The sequence below is a fragment of the Dorea formicigenerans genome, assembly GCF_025150245.1.
In the GTDB taxonomy this organism is placed as follows: Bacteria; Bacillota; Clostridia; order Lachnospirales; family Lachnospiraceae; genus Dorea; species Dorea formicigenerans.
The window spans coordinates 699,830-720,013 of record NZ_CP102279.1 but is presented as its reverse complement, the minus strand read 5'-3'; the positions used below and the strand labels follow the sequence as shown (position 1 = coordinate 720,013).

The window sequence follows — 20,184 nt, the reverse complement described above, 5'->3', positions numbered from 1 at the left end:
CTGACTTAGGCTGCATTTGATATTTTTCTAAACCACTTTAAACATTTTCTGGCTCACTGGCTTCTTCTGCCCTTTCTCCAATTTCCTGCGGGCATTTTCCATTTCTTCTATATCTGATATACTATTTATTATATCGTCATTTTCTTCTCATTTCCATAACAAAAACGCTCCAGCTATCGCCAGAGCGCCTCCAAACTAACTATTCTCCTATATTGCTTTAAACATCTTCTGTGACACAGGCTTCTCTCCTTGCGTCCATTCCAATTCTTTTCTGGCATCACAACTGTAAACTGGTACCGATCTGATCTAAAAGACGGCTTTTTACTTTCATCATAGTTGATCTGAAATTCATAGCCGCCGATGATTTTTCCAAATCCACTACCTTTACGTTCCATATATCCCAGCCGATTAAATATATCTGCTAAAACTGGGTTTCTTCTCGTTGATGGAACTGTAAGCGGATCTCTGTCCTGAATAATGGAACCGTCTGGCATGCCTCCCGGCGAATAAATTTCCATACGATCATCGTAAATATCAATATGCACTTCACTACCATTCACAAGATAATCTCTAATCCTTTCATTATCATCCTTTTGTAATCGTCAAAGTTGCAGTAATGCTCCATTCAAAAAGGCAGACAACATCAATTGCTGCCTGCCCCTGTAATCATAAAGAAAAATTATTTGTTTCCTTTTGCAGCATTAAATAAAGTTTTTCGCATTCCTTCTCGCCATTCCTCATTAGCTATACACATACCCATGTAACAGTGTTCATTAAACATACAGACTTCACATATCATTTGATCTACAGCCTGCATAAGCATATCATCATCACTAGGCAACTCGTAAGATTCAATCTTTTTAATATCATACGGTTCTCTTATTCCAAATGATATCTGCTTACCATTTTTTGTTTTCAGATAACGATATATCTCGCCCCCAAAGGATAAGCAATCTCCCACTTGATATTCTTCAAAAGGCTCCATATCCATCCAGACATGGTCTTCCTTGCCTTCGTAGCAATCACCATCCATAAGTCCGCCAGATACATAGATGCAATTGAATATGACCTTGCCTTTCTTTTTATCAAATCTGCTAATCCGACCTTTGAAGTCACACCAAGCATTGCTGTAATAGCAATACTCAAAGCAATGCCTTATGATGTTTCTGGAATTAAAAAGTACCTGTAGGTATTCCTCATACGATAAGTTTTCTCCACCCGCTACATCTTTCATCGCATCATCTGTGGTATCAATAGTACCAAACTCTGACTGGACAAGATATCCGCTATGACTGTATTCCTCCACAAATTCTTTCCATCGTTCTTTGTCTGATGGTTGATGAATTGATTCAGGCTTTTTGCCTTCCACCTCTTCCCACATTGCATTAATGCCTTCTTCGTAATGATTCATAATCATCTACCTCCTTTAAAAAGTGCTACCCTTGGTAGCCTGACATTTTAATATTGGTAACCGAATCTGCATACATATTAATCATATCAGAAAGAGCCGGTTTTTTCCACAAAAAATCGCCCCAGCCTAAGCCGGAGCGTCATCTCTTTTCCATATTAAACTACCTTAAACATCTTCTGCGACATAGATTTCTCTTTCTTCTGTTCAACCTCCGCCTGCGCTTTCCTAAACTCTTCCATTCGTTTCAGTTCTTCCTCTGCATCATCGAATCCGATATGCGTGTACACATTCATTGTGACCGATATAGTCACAGTGTCACCAGATTTATAATGAATACCCCCTGTACTGAGTTTTCTTTCCAAATGATGTGGCGCATCATGATCAACAAGATATCCCTCTATAACAGCTTCTCGGTAAGTGTATTTGAATACTGGCTGACCAAAAATTTCCGTTGTATGTAATGCCGGAGTTGCAGTAAGGGCAATTTTCACAAATGCCGTTTTTTCTCTTTAAAAATCGATGAATCTTGCAAAACAAGTGGTTCTCCGTGTATAAGCAATGCTTCCACCAATCGCACTCTCAAAGCAACCTCAATTTTAGAAATTATTGAAAAAACCAAAGCAGATAATTCCTGCTGTCAGACATTCATTCCAGTCTTTCTTTACTGGTCTTAATCGCATTACCACCTTATCGTTTGGGATTTTTTCTGCAAGATTCTCACAGGCGGCATTTCCGGCAATATCATTATCAAGGCAGAGATAAATCTTTCGGATATTTTTATGATCTGCAAGATACTGCATCAACGCCCTTTCGCTTACCCCGCTCAATGAAATATAGTGATGTGTTTCCCATTCATCTCCTGTGCCATTTTCCTACCCACATGATCCTCAGCTGTATTTGCTGCATCAATTCCACCGCCACCGACCATGCCTTTTAAGGAAGCCTTTTCAAAACAATCTACCCAGCTGATATACTTTTTTCAATCTTCCTATTTTAGTTTTCTATATTCTTCATCACTTACCGGTTCAAGCCATTCATTGGAACTATTTTCGCCCGGCACTTCTATTGCCAGATGTGAAAACCATTCATCCGGTGCGGCTCCATGCCAGTGCTTAACACCTGTAGGAATATTGATGCAGTCACCTGGCGTCATTTCTACAGCTTCTTTACCTTCTTCCTGATAATATCCTCTTCCGGCAACACATACCAGGATCTGTCCACCTCCACTTTTTGCATGATGGATGTGCCAGTTATTTCTGCATCCTGGTTCGAATGTCACATTGAAAATTCCAACCTGAGAAGTAGAAATCGGTGCAAGAAAACTTCTGCCAGAAAAATACTGTGCAAAGCCATCGTTTGGTGCACCAATTGGAAATACCATCTCTTTAGCATGCGCACGCATCGCTTCCTCTTCGTATGGCAAATCTCCTTCGCCTGCTTCCCACACTTCCTTTGCAAGATTGAAAACAGCCCATGCTTTTGGCCAACCTGCATAGAATGCGACATGTGTAATCACTGCAGCAATCTCTTTTTGTGTCACACCATGATTTTTTGCATTTTGAAGATGATATTTTAAAGAAGAATCCGTAATTCCAGAAGCCATCAGAGCAACCACTGTGATAATGCTTCTTGTTTTTACGTCGATGTCCTGGTTATTCCAGTTTTCGCCGAAAAGTACATCATCGTTAAAATGTGCAAATTCCGGTGCAAATTCACCAAGTGTATTTCTTCCTGCTGTCTGTACTATTTTTCCCATATTCTGTATACCTCCATATCGCTGTTCTTTATAAAGAGTTTACCCATTCACTGATTTCCTGTTTCGTTCCACGATTTAGCAGTCTGCCTTCTGTAATAATTGCGTTTGGTGCAGATGACTGCAATTCTTTCACAGTGTTCCCGAATCCACTTCCTCCGGATGTTGCAAAAAGCACAATCTTTTTACCACTGAAATCGTAAGCTTCTAAAAATGTATTGATGATTGTCGGAGCCACATACCACCAGATTGGAAATCCCAGAAGGATCTCGTCATAAGAACTCATATCCATCTCTTTTTTCATAATCGCCGGTCTATATTTTTTATCACTCATTTCCACACTGCTTCTGGATTTTTTATTCATCCAGTCAAGATCTGACTTTGTATATGGAACTTTCGGCTCAATCTCAAACAAATCCGCTTTTACTTCCTCTGCGATCATCTGTGCTACTTTTTTTGTTGTTCCGCTTGCACTGAAAAATGCCACTAATTTTTTACTCATAATAAAAAGCCCCTTTCTTTACGTATTTTTCACAAAAAAAATAGATGTATAAGATTTACATTCATCTTACATATCTATTTTAAGCTCTATCGCTTCATTATGTCTAATGCTTATATTGAATTTTGTTTTATGCCTGAAAAGCATTAATCTCCTCAATCATTTTACGGACTGCCAAAGAATATGGGATGTTACGTCTCCAGGCAATCACCGTGCTGGTCGTGATTTCAGGAGTAATTCTTCGCTGTACAAGAATATCCTCTCGCCAATACTTTGCAGCACCCTCAATTGAAACTGGATACCCCAGTCCATTTGCCGCCATAACTCCGGCATTCGTTCCAAGATTACTCGTAAAAGCAATCTGTAATTTTGAAAAGTCTTTCCCAAACCAGTTGGCAAGTTCACTTTGAACGTTCATTCTTTCCGGCAGGATCAAGGGCTTTCCAATAAGATCATCTTTTTTTATAAACTCTTTTTCTGCCAGTGGATCATCCGGCCGCATTCCGACACACCAGTGATCGCAATCTGTGATCCGGATATAATCCAGTCCTTCGGTGTCCACCGGCTCCATGAATAATGCAATATCTACAAGTCCTTTGTTCATCATCTCATACACTGCATCTGCTGTTGCAGTATGCAATACAATCTGAACCAGCGGATATTTTTCTTTATATGTTTTACATATCTTCGCCAATGTCTCCACTGCTGCAAATTCACCGCATCCAATGGTTATCGTGCCCTCTACAACCTCTTCTTTTCCTTTCAGTTCCTCAATCGTCCTTTCCTCAAGATTAAGAATCTCCAAGGCACGCCTTTTTAATAAAATTCCTTCATCAGTGAGCGATATTTTCTTCCCGTTTCGAATAAATAATGTTATTCCCAGGTCTTCTTCAAATGCCGCCATTTGTCTGGATAGCGTTGGCTGGGTAATATGCAATTGTTCTGCTGCTTTTGTAAAGCTCTGTTCTTTTGCTACGGTCAGAAAATAGCGTAATAGTCTTAATTCCATATCTTTATATTCCTACAAATTTTTTATTGTATCCATTCTTGCTGCGAGGTGCGCGTCCTGCAATTGCATGACGCGCACCTCTGATATACTTTATCTTGTATAAACTGTATTCCCTTTTGCAATTACTTCAACAAGCTGCAGTTCCTGGTCAAGAATACAAAGATCAGCATCATAGCCTTCTTCAACCTTACCTTTTCCTTTGAGATGGAGAATATCTGCTGGATTAGATGTAATTGTAGAAATAGCTATTTCTAAAGGAATTTCTGTTTTAAATACACATTCCTTTACTTCCTTCAGAAGGCAGCTGGACTGTCCAACGCCCATTCCAAGGAATTCACCATCACTATTGTACATCGGAAGGCTTCCCTGTCCATCAGAAGAAATTGTCATGCGGTTCGGATTTACTCCTGCATCTAGCATTCGTTTGATACCATTACATACACGTACCTCATCACAGATAGTTTCCCAATAGTCAATATCTTCATTTCCGGTAAAATCTACTGCTCCGCCTTTCAGCGCATACTCAATCGCCTTGCCAAAAAGCATCTCATTTCGATTGATATGTGTTGGCAGTATTTGAGAAGCCGGTATCTCTGTCTCATCTACCACTCGTTCAATAAGATCTAAGCATCTCGGACTGTCTCCAAGATGAACATTTACAATACCAGCTTTCCCGGAAAGAACACCACCAAGTCTTGTATCCGCAACGACACGTGCAAATTCCTCAAAAGTTGGCTGAGAAGAACGATGATCAGAGATCGCGATTTCTCCAGTTCCGATGATTTCCTGAATCATCATAATATCTTTCACAATACTGTCAGTCAACGTGCGAACCGGAATCTGATAACTGCCTGTATAACAGTATGCAGACATTCCCTGCTCATTCAATCCTTTTGTCTTTGCAACCAGTGCACATATATCACGACCGATTCCATCTGTTCCAAGGCAGCCAACAACTGTTGTTACTCCAAACTTCGTAAGTCCTTCCATAGTTGCTTCCGGAGTACGATTGGCGAATCCACCTTCACCACCGCCTCCGAGTACATGAACATGACTATCAATGAATCCCGGAGTTAAAAGTAACCCCTCTCCATTGATTATTTCTGCCTCAGAAAGAAATCCGTCTGCGGATATAGAACCTGCATCTTTAATCTTGACAATCTTATCATTGATTGTAAGTACATCTTTTTTCCCCAGATGCTGTGGGGCATAAACATCAATATTCTGAATTAATTTCATCATAAATCACTCTCAATTATCAAATGTATGTTTTAGAATCCAATTCCAACTGCAATAAGAACTGTAATGATTGCACCAATCATTAATACGCCAAGGAATTTCCACATAAATTTAATCCAGTTAGACCACTCAATCTTTGCAATTGCAAGAGATCCGATCAGACATCCGGATGTAGGAACAATCAGGTTTGTAAATGCATCACCAAGCTGGAATGCAACTACAGCTGTCTGACGTGAAACACCTAACAGGTCTGACAGTGGCGCCATGATCGGCATTGTGATCGCAGCCTGGCCTGTTCCGGATACAACAAAGAAGTTGAATACGGACTGGAACAGATACATAAGTACTGCTGCAACTGCTCCGGAAACTCCAGACAGTGCATTTGAAATATTATACATAATTGTATTGATAACTGTAGGTGTTGTCGGATCGGATCCACCAAGGACCTGCATGATACCCTGGGCCATAGCAACAACAAGTGCTGCACCGATCAAGTCTTTTGCTCCATCTTTGAATGAGGTTGCAATATCATTCAGTTTCATATCGTTCAGTTTAAAGATAACTCCAATCACACCGGAAACAATTCCCATAATGAAGAACTGTGTAGCAATCTCTGGCATGTAGTATCCTTGAGTCATAACTCCCCAAATTACCCATACTACTGTAGCAGCCAGTGTCAGAAGAACTAAAATGTGTCCAAGACCAAATGAATGTCCTTCGTCAATTCCTGTTTTTTCATTCTGCTCACGGAAATATGAATCCGTCTTATATGCGATTGAGATCGTCGGAGTCTTTTTAATCTTTGATGCATAGAACATAGTCATTCCACAGCCGAGTGCTGTAAATACTACCCACATTACCATACGGAATCCTGCTCCGGAGAATACATCAATACCTGCAATGCCCTGTGCAATACCTACAGAGAATGGATTCATCCAAGATGAACCGAAACCAATCTGTGTTGCGACATAAGTAACAAGAACTGCGATAACTGAATCATATCCAACTGCTACAAACAACGGACAAAGAATCATAGTAAACGGAAGTGCTTCTTCTCCCATCCCGAAAACTGCTCCACCAAGAGAAAACAGTACGAAAAGTACTGGAATCAGCAGTTTCTCGGCTCCCTTTGCCTTACGGATCAATCCAATCAATCCGGATTCAATCGCACCGGTACGGATCATGATACCAAATGCACCACCTACTACCATAAGGAATGCGATAATCTCGATTGCAGAACTATTTACGATTCCGTTATACATATAGTTGAAGAATCCTGTTCCGCCATCTCCACTAAAGAGTGCTACTCCTTCTGTTACTACATTTCCTGCATCATCTGTCAGATACTGGAAACTTCCGTCTTTGATTACTGTACGGGTTTTTTCAACACCATTGATCATGTACGAAATATCCTGTGTTTCGTAAAATCCCTTTGGTACAAGGAAAGTCAGAAGTGCTGCGACAACAACTACCAGAAAGATAATAATGTAGGTGTCAGGCACTTGAAATCCCTTGTTAAAAGACTTTAACCCTTTTCCTTCTTTTTTGCTCATTTTTGAGTCTCCCTCCCATTTTTGATATACCATACTAGTGTACCATAGAATGCTTAAAATCTAACTAAAAATTTACATATTTTATCAATTTACGATGTTTTATCAATTTTATGTCATTTTCTGTATTTTTTTCAAGAATGCCTCGACGTTTTACTCTTTCGGATTATCTCCATCCCGATAAGGCACTGTGGCCGCCGGAACAACCGCCGAAGCTGGCTCTGTATGTATATCCTGATCATCAAAAAAGATATGTGCCCCAAATGCTGCACCCTTTTGAAGGATCTCTCTCTTTTGAACCTGTTGTTGCCTCTACACAGTGCAATATGGATAATATCTCGTCATCAGTAAGACCTTTAAAGAAAGGACTGTTCCTTAAAATGGGTAAAAATTTTTTCAAAATTGTTCCTCCTGTTGGAAATCAAACATACAAGTTGTATTTATTACACTATGATTCTAACAGAAATAAAAATTTTATGCTATAGACGGAGGGTAAAAATGATAAGGAAGTTCCTTGCTGTGGTGGTCTGGAGATAGCAGCAAAAAAAGCGCTTCAGGATAGTGGAAAATTCTTACCATGGCAGGTTATAACGATAAGTATTGATGGGAAAACTATAGAATAAAAAAGGAGAATACAATAATGGATAAGAAAATGTTTTGCTTTCAGTGTGAGCAGACCGTCGGATGCGCCGGATGTACAGGAAATGCCGGTGTCTGTGGAAAAAAGGCAGATACAGCCAGATTACAGGATGAACTGACGGGTGCCTTGATTGGTCTTGCAAGAGCTGTCGATAGTACAACAGCTATTTCCAAAAGAACCGGACAGGTCATAATTGAAGGGCTGTTTACCACAGTTACAAATGTAAATTTTGACGATGTCTCAATTGAAAACATGATACAAAAAGTCCGAGCTGAAAAAGAAAGACTGGTTCCTGACTGCAGCAAATGTCAATCACCTTGCGTTAAAACAGACGAATACGATATGCAACAGCTGTGGAATGCCAACGAAGATATACGCTCTTTGAAATCTCTGATTCTTTTCGGAATTCGTGGAATGGCTGCCTATGCCTATCATGCATATGTTCTGGATTATGAAGATACTGAAGTGAATCGCTTCTTCTGTGAAGCATTATTTAAGATTGGTTATGAAGAAAGTGCAGATGCACTGCTTCCTACAGTACTAAAAGTAGGAGAAATCAACCTGAAGTGTATGGCACTTCTTGATAAGGCAAATACAGAAACCTATGGGACACCAGAACCAACCAATGTTACACTTACAATAGAAAAGGGACCATTTATTGTTGTAACCGGACATGATTTGAAAGACCTGCAGCTTTTACTTGAACAGACAAAGGGAAAAGGAATCAACATCTATACTCATGGTGAAATGCTCCCTGCCCATGCCTATCCACTCTTAAAAAAATTCTCACACTTAAAAGGAAATTTTGGAACCGCATGGCAGAATCAGCAAAAAGAGTTTGATCATCTTCCAGCTCCGATTCTCTACACCACCAACTGTCTGATGCCGCCAAAAAGCAGTTATGCTGACAGAGTATTTACAACAGAAATGGTTGCCTTCCCCGGTGCTGTTCATATTGATGAGAAGAAAGATTTTACGCCGGTTATTGAAAAAGCGCTGGAACTTGGTGGTTACAAGGATGATCAGGTACTCACCGGCATCAATGGCGGTACAAAAGTGACAACCGGTTTTGGTCATGCAGCCATCCTGTCCCATGCAAACACTGTAATTGAAGCAGTAAAATCAGGTGCAATCCGTCATTTCTTTCTGGTTGCCGGCTGTGATGGTGCTAAACCTGGACGAAACTATTACACAGAATTTGTAAAACAGACACCTTCTGACAGTATTGTCCTTACTCTGGCATGCGGAAAATTCCGTTTCAACGATCTCGATCTTGGAGAAATCGGTGGTCTGCCACGACTAATGGATATGGGGCAGTGTAATGATGCTTATGGTGCGATTCAGGTTGCTGTAGCACTTGCAGATGCATTTGGATGCTCCGTAAATGAACTTCCGCTTTCCTTCGTTCTCTCCTGGTACGAACAGAAGGCCGTCTGCATCCTGTTAACACTTTTACACCTGGGTATCAAGAACATTCGCCTTGGTCCTTCTCTTCCGGCATTTTTGTCTCCTAATATTTTGAATTTTCTGGTAGAAAATTACGGTATAGCACCTATCACCACGCCGGAAGAAGACATCAAAACACTGATGAATTACAACAAATAAATTTCTTTAAATCTCTATGGAATCTCCGAAGCCGATACAGGATTCAAAAATCCTGCATCGGCTTTATGATCAGATTACTTCTGTTTCTTTTTTTACCTCAAAATACTGCTTTTAAAAAATGTGCCTGACCATATTCGAATGCCTCATAAAACAAATTGTAAAATCCCCGGTCGTTTCCCGGAAGAAATTTTGTAGATGCTATCCTGTATTCGTACTTTGATTCTCTTCCATCCTCGCCACAGATTGCTTCTTTCAATTTACAAGTATATTCTCTGGAATCCAGTATTTCGCATCCGCTATAATCCCGATTCACTTTTCCTTCTTGTAGTAATTCCAAAAATGTCTCATATTTTTTATCGATTTCGAACCCATTATAATATGACGGCATGTCTGAATCTGAAATAGCCGGTGTAAGTATACAGACACCTCCATTTTTCAGAACCGGCTTCAGACTATCCTCTCCCACAAATTTTTTCTTCACTGGAAGCATACATTTACCCGAATTTTCATCCGTAACATTTCCAAGATTCAGTCGGTAAATATATTTATAGGCTCCACATTCGAATAAATCTGTGTACCAGGCCTGTATTCCCATGAACTCCTTTGAATAATTCTTATACTTTGCATCACAGGCGAAGAATATTTCTTTATTGAGAATCAGAAAAATGTCCGGTCTTAGCTGCTCTTTGCTGTACTGGACCGCTTCTTTTTCATCCACTTCTGCTTTTTGAGCTTTTTTCCCTTGAAATGTACAATTATAGCCCAGATAAATATCATTTTCCCCGTTGGTAATATGGATCACCAGTTCTTCCAGTATTTTCACAGAATCTCTTTTTTCTCGATTTTCAATATATTTTTTTATAGCGTGAACCACTTTACTGTAATCCCGATTTTCCCATGATTCGAATACAAACGGCTTTTCCTTTTTTCCCGGCCAGGATATCCGATCAATGACATATCCTTTCTCCAGAATGAATATTTCTAATATTTTAAAATAGCACCAGATTTCATAGATTTCCGATGATTTATGGTAGCTGCTATATTGCACTGTCTCCTCGACAAGCTCTCCCATCTCTCGATAAGTCCGCATTTGATGAAATAATTTCTTATATCTTTTATGATTTACAAAAAGATTAGAAGTCTGCAGCGGATATACCTTTTGTTCTTTATATTTCTCATTTTTAAACATAGGAAGCTGGTAAACAGCCTGAAGTTTTCCCTTAAGATTTGCAATGGTACTACATAGTTCATCTATGGATTTTTTCGTTCCTACAACACCCGAATTTTCTTCTACATCATCATACTTGGATCTATTTTCTCCCTGAGCTGCCCGATTCATCTGCATTTTCTTATCTTCCAGTTCCTGTTCCAGTGCCCACAGACGCTTCTCCAGTAATTTCACAAAATTATATACCTTCTGGTTTTCATAAATATGAAATGTTTTTTCATGGACTCTTGTACGCACCTTCGGTTTCTTTAACACATAATGATCCATAATAACATTGGCGTCCAGATGTTTTACCTGTCTGAAATTCTGTCTCGCCGGCCGGCTTATCATATCCGTTACCGGCTCCCGGTCCAATGCTTTTAAGGTCTCTGACATTTCTTTAATTGTGTGTTCCAGCTGATGAATTTCCAATTCATACTCTGTCAGGTACTCCCTTTTTATACGCCTGTTTTTCCCATCATTCATAGTCATATAAAGAAAACGGATACTGATTGCTGTCAGTTCCTTTAGAATTTTCTCATAGGTTTCCCCATCCAGCATAGAAGCAACATGTATTCGGATTTTTTGTTTCTTTCCATTCTTCCGGTAAAAGAATTGTGCATCTCCAACTGTATAGATATTAAAATTTTCCGGAATGAAATAAATATACCCATCTGTTTTCCTGGACAGTATCTCATATTCCTGATTTGAATCAAATTCTATATTTTCATCCTCGTTTGCCTCAAAAGCAATTCTCGGAAAATAAGCTCCATCGACTCTCAGATACTGCATGATCCAGATATCGTGAATCTCTCTTAAAGGCTCATCCATTCCTTCATAAAATGGTTCCGCATCCGGATTATCCTTACGAATCCTTACAGGATGTACTCTCTCGCATGTTTTATTATTCAAAAAAACTGCCTGCATTTGTATTCCTCTTTTGTTAATTCATTCTCCAATAATTCATGGTTTTCTCTTCCGGACTGCACATTTGTTTCAGATATGTGACTGTCAACGGATACATTTTCTCCCAGTTCGCATCTCCGCCCTCAATAAGAAAATCACCAATGGAGAATTCTCCATCATCCAGCGTGCACTCCACTTCCTCTACGTTCAGGGCTGGCAACACTTTCATTGCAAGAAACATGTCCTGGAAATCTCTATCTGAAAGCCGTTCCTTTAAGTATCCACTCTTTAGTCTCTCTCTCATTCTGGCTCTTTGTCTCTCCACACGATTGGAAACATCTTTCTTCAGAGCTTTCAAAAGCTGTTTTTCAAATGAATCTTCTCCCTGCATCTCTTCCAAAGTCATAACACCTTGTTCAAATGGGCACAAAGTCTCTCCTGCATCTTTTGTCACTTTTATAATGCAGCTTCTGTCAATCACCTTCGGGCTTAGATCATTGGTAGTCGCATCCATATTGAGGGTTCCTACAAATGTTACATTCTGCGGAATTTCAAATTCCGGTGTATAACGATTTTTAAGATTTTCCTGATCAGTCTTTGCATCCAGCCATTCTACGGTATTCTCATTATGAGATGCCATGATAGTTTCCTGTCTCTTCCATGCATTTTCCTGGTCTTTATGAGCATATAATGGAATTCCTTCTCCCGATTCCATACTGCTTAACACGTCTGAGAAATAATACTCTACATGCGCAAGGTTCATCTCATCCAGACAAATCAGATAATGCTTTTGGGGATTCTCCTTTGCCTCACAAAGTGCATCCAGAAATGGGGTGGAATAATATCTTCGTTCTACCGGGTTAAAATATCCTGTCAGATCCTGATTATCAATCCAGTTCGGTCTTACTGGAATGATCTTATATGCAAATCCAAGCGCTCTGGCTATATTTGATACAAAACTTGTCTTTCCCATGCCCGGTGCTCCGTGTAAAATTATGAGCTGATTTGTATTCAACCCCAAAAGGAACTGGGCGAGAACCTTGATATTACAATGATAGCCCTGGTCCTCCAGTTTATTTTTCAGTGATAGAATATTTTCATCTGTTTCCTCGGCAGTTCTTATTTCCTCGTCCAAATCAGAAACGAAAGACGTGACCATATTTGCCCCGGGAACCTCTTCGCAAGGCTGAGGATTTCTTGTAAATAATTCACTTCCACTAAAGAAAAGACCCTGAATATAAGATTTTTTCTCTTCCAGACGATTTTCGGGGTTGGTTCTTAATATTTCCACAGGTCGTCCATTCCAAAGTAATAACTTAGAATCCGCATCACACAATAGCATAGATACCTTCTGACGTTTTGTCTTTTCATCTAAAAAGCTATCTGTTACAAGACCTATTACCTTTCCGAAAGTAAATTCTTTTTTTCCTTCGCGATCTATCTCCGTTGCTTTCCCAAAAATCTGTTCCAAATACTCTAATATATTCTCATTTTCTTCTAATACCTGTTGATTATTATATTCAAAAAATTCACTGATTTTCATTTTTTCACCCTTTCTCATTTTCTTATACACATCATTGTATCACACAAACATTTGTCGCTCGTAATAAATATTTTTTCTACGATATTCTGATAATCTGCTCCCACAGCAGTAATTCATCCTTTGTTACGTTTCGATTATCATGATAATGTCCAAAAAACCATTTTTTAAATCTGGCTGTCTGCCGAATCTTTTCAAAATATTCCGTCAGCATATCCGGTTTATATAATCCATCACTCATGATTGCCTGCGTGCTGGACGCACAGCAGTGAGTCACAATAAAGTCCACTTCATTATGATATTTCTGCAGATTCTTTAGACCTTCTTGTTTCTCCTCTTCTGACGGCAGTTCTTCCTTCCACCAGCTTATGTGATTAATACGGTATGGCTCCCAGCCCCGGTCTAATACTTTTTTCTTAAGCTTGAACTTTGGATCATCTGGCTCAAGAATACCGGCTGAAATATCATGACTGCTGGCACCTCCAAAAGTAAATATCTTTTTTTCTTCCAGCTCAAATATCTGCCCACGCATCAGATGAATGACGGAGGGACGTATTTTATGGGCTTTCCCTCCATGCCACATTTCCACCGGATAAGCGTACAGGCGGTCAAAATTCTCATGGTTTCCGTCAACAAATAATGTAGTAAATGCTTTGCCGTCCAGCCAGTCAAGAGCACTCGTTTCCATCTTGCTTTCCCCATCTTTGTTCCACACCCCGCCGAAATCTCCGCAGATTATGACATAATCATCTTTTGTCATCTCTTTCTGTTCCGGGAAATTCCGGGTGTTAAATCGTTCAAAATTATTGTGGCAGTCACCGGTTATATAAATCATTTTAAATCTCCCCTTTCCTGTACTTGCATGCTCAATCCTAAAAATTCTTACCAAATCTGTTTTAATCTACTTTTATAAGTAAAAGACTTCTCTTTTACAATCATACCAACTCTTATGGATAATATTGTAATAGAGAAGTCCTTCTTTGTCATTAACCTTATACTATATACCCTCTGCCATGACCAGTGAGAAATTTTTTGAAATTTATTATCAGTTCAATTCCTCCAATAGAAATTGAACAACTTCCCATTTTATGATATAATTTCTAATACAATTCCAATGGACAGGGGATTATTTTACCGCAAAGCGAGGTGTTTATTATGGTAATACGTGAATCTGCAGAAGATTATCTGGAAACAATACTGATTCTGAAAAACAGACTTGGAAATGTCAGGTCAATTGATATTGCACATGAGCTTTCTTTTTCTAAGCCAAGTGTCAGTGTTGCAATGAAGAATCTTCGATTAAATAATTATATTACTGTTGATGAAAATGGTTATATCAACCTGACAGACAGTGGTATGGCAATTGCCGGGAAAATTTACGAACGTCACACATTCCTGACAAGTTTTCTGATTTCAATTGGGGTGGATCCGGAAACTGCCGCTGAAGATGCATGTAAGATTGAGCATGTCATCAGCTCAGAGAGTTTTTCCGCTTTAAAAAAGTATCTCGCAGATAATGAGAAAAACTAATTGTTCTGTATAAGCTACATGAATGAAATAACCGTTAATAGAAAACAACAGAATCAAAAAATCCGGATTTTTCGCAGTCCTCACTAACCATGTGATATTACGCAAATCCGGATTTTTATATTTTTTCTTACACCTTATGGTTGGAATCCACCTTCAAAACCTGCAAATGAAAGTTCGCATTTGCCACCCAGACGGCTGCAGATATTCAATGCACGTGTCATAACCTCTGGATACTGCTGATCCTTCGTGTCCACGAACAGATACTTATTATCTTCTGTTATTCTTGCTGTCTGAACATTTTCCAGTTCATTAATCTCGTTCAAAATTGCGGTTGCCATATCATCTGTGATTTTCTTAGATAAACGATAATATCTTCCCATGTTAGATTCCCTCTTTCCTATATGATTCGAGCCTCACTGGCGGTGTCGGTCAAATGATTTCAGGCTCATCTGACGTATTTAGCACTCGCTAACTTCTCTTTTAAATTTACCACTTTCATTTTTTTGTGTCAACATGTTCTAACACAGATAAAATAAGAAATCCCATCATTCCGACAAAGGACATCACTTTTCCTGCTGCCATCCCCGGTGCATGGTATGTGATGACAATGTCATGCTCCCCTGCCTTCATCTTACAGCCAAGGAACGCTGTATTTACTTTCTCACTTTTTACATTTTTTCCATCAACCTGTATTTTGAATCCGGAATCGTATGGAATCGAAGTAATCAGATATCCTGACTTTTGCATTGTCAGATTTCCGGCAATTACGTTTCCCTTTGTCTTTGTGCTATTTTGTAAAAACTCTGATTCATAAAGCTCTGTTCCCGGCAACGTTGCTATATATGCTTCCACATCAGACAGATTATATTTTCCTTTGCTAAATGTAACCTCTACCTGATTTTCATCACCCTCAAGTGCCACTGCATAAGTAAACGTTGTGTTATCATTATAATAGACCCGCTGCTTAGCGCTCAGTTTATTACGATTGCCATCCACCCAGATTGTCAGATCTTTTGAGGGTTTCAGATTCTTGACCTTGAACCGAAGCAATAAAACTCTGTTACCAGAATCTGTTTTTGTTTCATTCGCAACGTTTGTGTTTTCACCGGCATTCTCTGTATTCACTGTATTCACTGAATTTATGTCTATCTGGCTCACAATCTCTGCTTTGACTTTTGTATCCTTCCTGGCAAAAATATGATATCCACCGTCTGCCTCGGAAATGCATGAGTTTTCCCCAAATCGCAGTACTGCGTTGTGCAAATTGTCCACCGCCTCTATACTGTCCGTCTGCTTCGTGGCACTCTCCGGCACAACTGCCTTCTGAAGAAGCGTTGTCTGATTATATGGATAGTCCAACTTATCATAATTTTTCTCACTCATAACCTGGCTTGTTCCATAGATGATCGAAGCTGCGCTTTCATTTTCATAAATCTTCCACTCCCCCGACTTTCCAAGAAGCCTGACACCTTTCATCTTAGACTTTGTAACAATGTATTTTTCGCCCATGAATCTCGCATAAATCGGATTTGACTCCTCAGATTGCATCAGAAAATTCCGGTAAGGCTGTTCCAGCCCAAATGTATCCTTTCTAAAATTCTGGTAGGCCTTATTATAGGAAGAAGAATAGATGGAAGAAATGTACTGATCTGTGTTCCACACACGATTTAAATTTGCTGCATTTTCATCGTCAGTGCCAAGCTGGACTGTCCGGTAAAATCCTCCATCTTTTTTTGCCTCATCGGTTGCTGTCTGAATTGCATCTGTAATTTTAGAATCTGTTACCTGTTTATAAAATGTTGTATCCAGCATCTCCTGTTTTTCCTTGGCATACTGATTATCAAATACTGCCAGAAATACCACCATAGAACCTGCTAAAATTAAAACTGTTCCTCTAATTCTCCAGATTGTCTTCCTTCGTTTTCTCCACACTTCTTTTATCACACCTGTTGCCAGATAACAACCAAACATAATCTGAGATTCTGTCATCAAAAATGGCCACAGATTTCCCATTCCTTCCTGGTTTCTTCCTATATAGATAAGTTCCATCGTGACAACATATGGAATACAGCCGCCCCACGAAAACTCTTCACAGCTCACCTTCTTTATATACATGGCAAGCATATAGCAAAAAAGCGGAATTAACGGGATCAGTGCCTTGTCCCTCAGATAAAGTCCCCCATTTAAAATGTATACAAAAACCGGTACGCCTGCGACAATGGCAATGATCCACGACATTACTCTGTCACTCCATCTTCGCCTGAACATAGTCGCAACAAGCACCGTCAGCATCAGCGTTCCGAATCCCAGACCATACGGTGAATAAAAAACTCCTGACAATCTAAGTTGTGGAAAGAAAAGTCCTTTCAGGATTTTTGTTGCATTTCCACTTCCAAGCAATACCGACAGGCTTTCTGCATTCGCGCTGCCTCCGGAAGATTCACCGGAACTTCTTCCAATCAATGCAAGGGCTGTCGGCACAAGAAGGACTCCGCTTGCCAGTACTGCAAAAATCATAGGCAGAAGAAATCTCACGCCCTCGCACAGAAACCCTTTTACTGTGGCACGCTCATTTTTTCCTTCCAGTTTTCGTCCGTAACAATGAATTCCATAGATTACCAACGCCAGCATTCCTCCGATACTGAAGTAAAAGCTGGTCATGATCATAAGAAATGTACTGACTGCCAAAAGCCCTGAACGCCTTTTTTCAAAGTATCTGTCCACGCCCATCATAGCCAGGATTAAAAATGGCATGTAATTAACGAACATAATCTGGCTGTAGGACTGGCAGATCATAGGTCCCGTCAGCAAAAAAATAACAGCCACAGCGAAGCTGACAGCTCTGCCAAATCCTTTTCGATTCAGCCACAGATACAATAAAAGCACCGAAGCCATCAAGCATAGCATTTCCATAACAATAACATACGTAGACATTTTCACAAAAGGCAATGCGTAGGACAACAAAAATAACGGACTGTAAAGTCCATAATATGAATAATTGTATATGTTCTGTCCTCCGCCCAGGTTCATAGCGAATTCCGGGAATAGATTTCCTGTCTCATAAAACTGTTTTCTGAAATAATCCGGAATAACACTGTGCTGGCTGATCCAGTCCACCTTCGCTCCAAATACTCCCCATCTGAGGCAAAACATCCAACAGAAAAATAATGTCAGTGCTGCAAGTATTACATACCCTGCATAATACAGATATTTTGACATCGTTGATTCTTCATTATTATGCAGATGTTCCGGCTTTGTTGTTCCAACATTTTGATTATGCAGACGCTTTGACTGTCTTGTCTTCATGAGATTCCTCCCCGGATTTCTTTTCTCGCATTACAGCATTCACACCGCTTCCCACAAAGCTGTCTCCTGCTACTTTTCCTGCCATCTGAACTTTACTTTCTTTCAATATAAATATCGGACGGTGCTTCGTCTCCAGATATGTCTTAGCCAGATACTCTCCCACGATTCCAAGACAGAACAGTTGAACCCCGCTCACCAAAAAGATAATACATACCATTGACGGCCAGCCTGCAACCGGATCGCCCCAAATTAATGTCCGTACTATGATTACTGCAATCATAATAAATGCCAACGCGCAGAACCCTACTCCCATAACAGATGCCAGAGACAAAGGTGCTACTGAAAATCCGGTAATTCCTTCCAGCGAATAAGAAAATAGTTTCCGAAGAGACCATTTTGTTTCTCCTGCCGAACGCTCCACGTTTTGGAATTCCAGCCATTTTGTACGGAATCCGACCCAGCCGAAAATTCCCTTCGAGAAACGATTATATTCACTCATTTCCAATACGGCGTCCACCATAATCCGTTTCATCAGCCGATAATCTCTTGCACCATTGACAATTTCTGTCTTGGAAATGCTGTTAATAAACTTATAAAATGTCTCAGATAAGAAGGAGCGGATTTTTGGCTCTCCGGTTCTGGTGGCACGTCTTGTCGCAACACTGTCATAAGGTTCTTCCTTCAAAATACGATACATTTCCGGAAGAAGTCCAGGTGGATCCTGGAGATCTACGTCCATCGTTGCCACATAGTCTCCACTTGCATGTTTAAGCCCCGCGTATATAGCTGCTTCTTTTCCAAAGTTTCTGGAGAAAGATAAATATTCACATCTTCCATCTTTTGCATTTAATTGTTTCAATATTTCTAAAGTCTTGTCGCTGGAACCATCGTCCACGAAAAGGATCTCAAAGGAAACCTCTGACAGCTCGCCCATGACGCGCTTCATCTCCCGATAATACACCGGCAACGCTTCCTCTTCGTTAAAACACGGAACCACAATACTGATTCTGTCCATTTTGCATACCTCCATAAATTCAGTCCCTGCAGAAGACACTACTCGTCATCTCTGCTTTATCATTCAGTATGCCCAAAGTTTAACACTCATCCCTTAAGAAAATGCCTAATTAAATCTTAAAGTTTCTTAAGAAGATTTTTTATTTTTTCTAAACTCCTGTATAATAGATCTATCGAAAGGAGTTATTTCTATGGATAAGACTTGTATTTTAATCGTAGATGACAACCCGGAAATCCGGGAAATTATAAATGTGCTGCTTGGTGGGGAAGGTTTCGAAGTATCTGAAGCAGAAAATGGGGCGCAGGCACTTACACTCATTGAGCAGCAGGATTTCGACCTGATTATTCTGGATATTATGATGCCGGGGCCAAATGGCTATCAGACATGCCGGAAAATCCGGGAACTGAGCAATGCGCCAATTCTGTTTTTAAGTGCCCGCACAAAGGAAAGCGATAAGACACTTGGCTTTTCCAGCGGTGGTGATGATTATCTGGCAAAACCATTTTCCTACAACGAACTGATCAGCCGGAGCAAAGCATTGATTCGGCGTTACCAGGTATACAAAGGGAAAAATGAAAGCGGCAATCAAAGTATCAATAGTGCTTCTGTTAATCCGACTGCTGAACCAATAGCTAGTACATCGAATGCTTCTGACTCCAGGCATCGTATCCTGCTCTTTCACGATCTGGAAATAAACCAGACTGTCCGGGAAGTTCATAAAAATGGGCAGCTTTTAGATCTTACAGAAACGGAATACTCCATGTTGGAACTGCTGGTCGCGAACCGCCACCAGACATTTTCTGCCCAACGTCTTTTTGAGTCTGTCTGGCAGGAGCCTTATTACTACGGTGCAAATAATACTGTCACCGTACATATTCGAAACTTACGCTCCAAAGTGGAAGATCATCCCGGTAATCCTGAACTAATTAAAACAGTCTGGGGAAAAGGGTATCGTTGCGACTAATAATTTTCAT

The 20,184-nt window shown here is 40.0% G+C and carries 20 protein-coding genes and 1 pseudogene; 4 read left to right on the top strand and 17 right to left on the bottom strand.

All coding sequences use genetic code 11. The features are described 5' to 3' along the window. Positions 1-173: 173 nt before the first annotated feature. From NQ560_RS03625 to NQ560_RS03575, 11 genes are all read right to left on the bottom strand, one after another. Positions 174-560 (bottom strand): ATP-binding protein, encoded by a 387-nt coding sequence (locus NQ560_RS03625; protein WP_005330948.1) that lies wholly within the window; start codon positions 558-560, stop codon positions 174-176. Between the two features lie 119 nt (positions 561-679). Beyond that, positions 680-1,411 (bottom strand): hypothetical protein, encoded by a 732-nt coding sequence (locus tag NQ560_RS03620; RefSeq protein WP_040015277.1) that lies wholly within the window; start codon positions 1,409-1,411, stop codon positions 680-682. A gap of 155 nt (positions 1,412-1,566) precedes the next feature. Then, positions 1,567-1,902, bottom strand: a complete 336-nt coding sequence (locus NQ560_RS15605; protein ID WP_005330945.1) for a hypothetical protein — start codon at positions 1,900-1,902, stop codon at positions 1,567-1,569. 105 nt (positions 1,903-2,007) lie between these two features. Then, positions 2,008-2,214 carry a toprim domain-containing protein gene (locus NQ560_RS03610; RefSeq protein ID WP_334290733.1) on the bottom strand — a complete coding sequence of 69 codons (207 nt, stop codon included), beginning with the start codon at positions 2,212-2,214 and terminating at the stop codon, positions 2,008-2,010. 185 nt (positions 2,215-2,399) lie between these two features. Beyond that, complete coding sequence (locus NQ560_RS03605) at positions 2,400-3,167, bottom strand: carboxymuconolactone decarboxylase family protein (protein ID WP_005330942.1); 768 nt, start codon at positions 3,165-3,167, stop codon at positions 2,400-2,402. A 28-nt stretch (positions 3,168-3,195) separates the two neighbouring features. Beyond that, a complete protein-coding gene (locus NQ560_RS03600) occupies positions 3,196-3,666 on the bottom strand; it encodes a flavodoxin (RefSeq protein WP_005330941.1) in 471 nt (156 codons plus the stop codon). A gap of 127 nt (positions 3,667-3,793) precedes the next feature. Continuing rightward, positions 3,794-4,672: a LysR family transcriptional regulator gene (locus tag NQ560_RS03595; RefSeq protein ID WP_005330940.1), complete on the bottom strand. Its 879-nt coding sequence runs from the start codon at positions 4,670-4,672 to the stop codon at positions 3,794-3,796. Positions 4,673-4,762: 90 nt separating this feature from the next. Beyond that, positions 4,763-5,911 (bottom strand): beta-aspartyl-peptidase, encoded by a 1,149-nt coding sequence (gene iadA / locus NQ560_RS03590; protein ID WP_040015288.1) that lies wholly within the window; start codon positions 5,909-5,911, stop codon positions 4,763-4,765. A gap of 32 nt (positions 5,912-5,943) precedes the next feature. Beyond that, positions 5,944-7,464: a putative basic amino acid antiporter YfcC gene (gene yfcC / locus NQ560_RS03585; protein WP_040015275.1), complete on the bottom strand. Its 1,521-nt coding sequence runs from the start codon at positions 7,462-7,464 to the stop codon at positions 5,944-5,946. A 150-nt stretch (positions 7,465-7,614) separates the two neighbouring features. Beyond that, on the bottom strand, positions 7,615-7,713 hold the full coding sequence (locus tag NQ560_RS15720) for a 5'-nucleotidase (protein WP_233420454.1): 99 nt from the start codon (positions 7,711-7,713) through the stop codon (positions 7,615-7,617). Next, positions 7,703-7,861: a hypothetical protein gene (locus tag NQ560_RS03575; RefSeq protein ID WP_330371141.1), complete on the bottom strand. Its 159-nt coding sequence runs from the start codon at positions 7,859-7,861 to the stop codon at positions 7,703-7,705. Before NQ560_RS03575 ends, NQ560_RS15720 begins: the two co-directional genes overlap by 11 nt. Positions 7,862-7,967: 106 nt before the next feature. Between NQ560_RS03575 and NQ560_RS15715 the strand changes: the two are divergent. Beyond that, positions 7,968-8,084 (top strand): annotated as a pseudogene (locus NQ560_RS15715) (ferredoxin); the annotation flags it as partial. A 17-nt stretch (positions 8,085-8,101) separates the two neighbouring features. Then, a complete protein-coding gene (hcp, locus tag NQ560_RS03565) occupies positions 8,102-9,706 on the top strand; it encodes a hydroxylamine reductase (protein ID WP_005330935.1) in 1,605 nt (534 codons plus the stop codon). A gap of 97 nt (positions 9,707-9,803) precedes the next feature. Here the strand turns inward: hcp and NQ560_RS03560 are convergent, their stop codons facing one another. Genes NQ560_RS03560 through NQ560_RS03550 form a run of 3 tightly spaced genes read right to left on the bottom strand, consistent with a single transcriptional unit; the run spans position 9,804 to position 14,194 of the window. Beyond that, complete coding sequence (locus NQ560_RS03560; RefSeq protein ID WP_005330934.1) at positions 9,804-11,840, bottom strand: hypothetical protein; 2,037 nt, start codon at positions 11,838-11,840, stop codon at positions 9,804-9,806. A 16-nt stretch (positions 11,841-11,856) separates the two neighbouring features. After that, positions 11,857-13,380 carry an McrB family protein gene (locus NQ560_RS03555; protein WP_005330932.1) on the bottom strand — a complete coding sequence of 508 codons (1,524 nt, stop codon included), beginning with the start codon at positions 13,378-13,380 and terminating at the stop codon, positions 11,857-11,859. Positions 13,381-13,438: 58 nt separating this feature from the next. After that, the gene (locus tag NQ560_RS03550; RefSeq protein ID WP_005330930.1) at positions 13,439-14,194 is read right to left on the bottom strand and encodes a metallophosphoesterase family protein; all 756 of its coding nucleotides are present in this window, start codon (positions 14,192-14,194) and stop codon (positions 13,439-13,441) included. A gap of 320 nt (positions 14,195-14,514) precedes the next feature. On the opposite strand from NQ560_RS03550, the gene NQ560_RS03545 reads away from it, so the two are divergent. Next, the gene (locus NQ560_RS03545) at positions 14,515-14,889 is read left to right on the top strand and encodes a metal-dependent transcriptional regulator (RefSeq protein ID WP_005330928.1); all 375 of its coding nucleotides are present in this window, start codon (positions 14,515-14,517) and stop codon (positions 14,887-14,889) included. Positions 14,890-15,023: 134 nt separating this feature from the next. Here the strand turns inward: NQ560_RS03545 and NQ560_RS03540 are convergent, their stop codons facing one another. The 3 genes from NQ560_RS03540 to NQ560_RS03530 all read right to left on the bottom strand — a co-directional run bounded on the left by NQ560_RS03540 (position 15,024) and on the right by NQ560_RS03530 (position 19,210). Then, on the bottom strand, positions 15,024-15,269 hold the full coding sequence (locus NQ560_RS03540) for a hypothetical protein (RefSeq protein ID WP_005330927.1): 246 nt from the start codon (positions 15,267-15,269) through the stop codon (positions 15,024-15,026). A gap of 115 nt (positions 15,270-15,384) precedes the next feature. Further along, entirely contained in the window at positions 15,385-18,195 is a 2,811-nt protein-coding gene (locus tag NQ560_RS03535) for a YfhO family protein (RefSeq protein ID WP_005330926.1), read from the bottom strand. Beyond that, on the bottom strand, positions 18,164-19,210 hold the full coding sequence (locus NQ560_RS03530) for a glycosyltransferase family 2 protein (protein ID WP_040015274.1): 1,047 nt from the start codon (positions 19,208-19,210) through the stop codon (positions 18,164-18,166). Before NQ560_RS03530 ends, NQ560_RS03535 begins: the two co-directional genes overlap by 32 nt. A gap of 190 nt (positions 19,211-19,400) precedes the next feature. Here NQ560_RS03530 and NQ560_RS03525 point away from each other — a divergent pair, with 190 nt between their 5' ends. Then, on the top strand, positions 19,401-20,174 hold the full coding sequence (locus tag NQ560_RS03525; protein WP_005330924.1) for a response regulator transcription factor: 774 nt from the start codon (positions 19,401-19,403) through the stop codon (positions 20,172-20,174). Positions 20,175-20,184 lie beyond the last annotated feature (10 nt).